Annotated in this window: 2 protein-coding genes; one reads left to right on the forward strand and one right to left on the reverse strand. The window is 43.9% G+C overall.

What is annotated here, in order from left to right; all coding sequences use genetic code 11:
* Nucleotides 1-90: 90 nt before the first annotated feature.
* The gene (locus tag ACFQZS_RS13295) at nt 91-609 is read right to left on the reverse strand and encodes a PPC domain-containing DNA-binding protein (protein WP_377101008.1); all 519 of its coding nucleotides are present in this window, start codon (nt 607-609) and stop codon (nt 91-93) included.
* Between the two features lie 99 nt (nt 610-708).
* On the opposite strand from ACFQZS_RS13295, the gene ACFQZS_RS13300 reads away from it, so the two are divergent.
* Nucleotides 709-1,551, forward strand: a complete 843-nt coding sequence (locus ACFQZS_RS13300; protein ID WP_377101009.1) for a VOC family protein — start codon at nt 709-711, stop codon at nt 1,549-1,551.
* Nucleotides 1,552-1,698 lie beyond the last annotated feature (147 nt).

Genomic DNA, 1,698 nt, shown 5'->3' on the forward strand with positions numbered 1-1,698 from the left:
CCTATCGATATGGTAACCCTAAACAACCAAAAATAAACCGCTATTCTGTCATCGAATTACTAAACCCTTACAGCAATGACAAAGTGGGCGTTACTCCTCTTTAACTTTCGTCATCGTACGCAGTTCGTTAAACTCTTTGTTCCACTCGCGGGTTATGGGTTTGGTGGTGGGCACTATGGTTATTTCAAGTATCAATGATACCACGGCCTCTTTAACATGGCCGCCACGCACCACATAATTAGAGTCGGCAAGGGCAACATGCGCGTGTACAATGGGCAAGCCTTCAAAAGTACCCAGGTTGCCGTTAAGCGAAAGCACCTCCATTGAAGGGACAAACTTTTGATATTTATATTTCTTTTTGGCAAGGTCATAATACGCTATCTCTGCATTTTCTACAGCGCCCAGGCCGGTTATGCTTGCTCCCGGCAATTTTTCTTTAGCTATGAAGGCATTAAGACTGGCAATAAGGGGCTGGCCCCGTTTTAATACCAGCAGATAGCTGCCATTGCCGTCTTTACGGTAATCCAGATCGGCGGCGGTAATGGGTTTAACCTGCGCCACAGAGGTCAATGTTGCGCAAACAAGTAAAAGAGAAAACAACTTTTTCATTTTGATAGTGCGTTAGCGTGTATGCCAAATGTAGATATATCTGAATTATAAAATACAAATTTTAACTTCGAAACAGATTCAATTACTACTAACCATTAGATGAGATATATAACGCTATTTTTTCTGACAGTGCTTTGCTTAAGCGCATCAGCCCAAAACATTGCACTTAAATACGTTGCTTTTAACGTGCCTAATGTAAAGGCAGCCGCCCAATGGTACCATAATACGCTTGGTTTTTTAGTGGCGATGGATGGTGGCGATGCTTATGTAAGCGATGCCGGTAAGAACTTCCGCATCAAATTTTTTGCAGAACCGGCGCAGAAAAATAATTACAGCGATATATCCTTCAATGCCTGCCATATCGCCATTGAAACAGACGATATACACAAATGGGAAAACAACATTTTAAAGGCAGGCGGCAAATATAATACTGACTCCCGCCTAAATGCCATTGGCGATGCAGTAATAGATATGCGCGATCCGAACGGATTAATGATCCAGCTGATTAGCCGCGTGCGGCCATACTATAAACGCACACCCGGATGGCCACGCTTTGAACATTTGGCGCTAAATATGAGTAACAATAAAGAGGCCGCTTTATGGTACGTTGAGTTTATGGGGCTCACCATCCCATGGTCTAAAGACCCTGCTGATTCTGTGCGTCCGGTAAGCAATTACCGCATACCCTATGTTGGCGATCCCGGCCGTAACATGGCTATGGAGTTTTTAACTACCGGAGATTTGCGCGACTACACTAAACTGGGCTTCGGTGTAAGCTATGTTGCTTTTGAAGTAAAAGACGCTACTACTTTTGTTAAAAACATAGTACGCGGCGGTGCCAAACAAGAGGGTGAAGCGCGAAAAACAAATGGCAGGCTGATTATCAGGGTGCGCTGCCCCTGGGGCAATATGCTGCAGGTGGAGCAGCGGGTGGGTAAATAACGGTATTTACTAATCACAGCCTAAATAGAAGTTGTCATTGCTGTAAAGGTCAGATAATTCGGTAACAGAATAGCGGTTTATTTTTGGTTGTTTAGGGTTACCATATCGATAGGTTTTTTACCATTGATTCCTTGATGGGGTCTTTCC

Source organism: Mucilaginibacter calamicampi, from assembly GCF_042676765.1.
GTDB classification, from domain to species: domain Bacteria; phylum Bacteroidota; class Bacteroidia; order Sphingobacteriales; family Sphingobacteriaceae; genus Mucilaginibacter; species Mucilaginibacter calamicampi.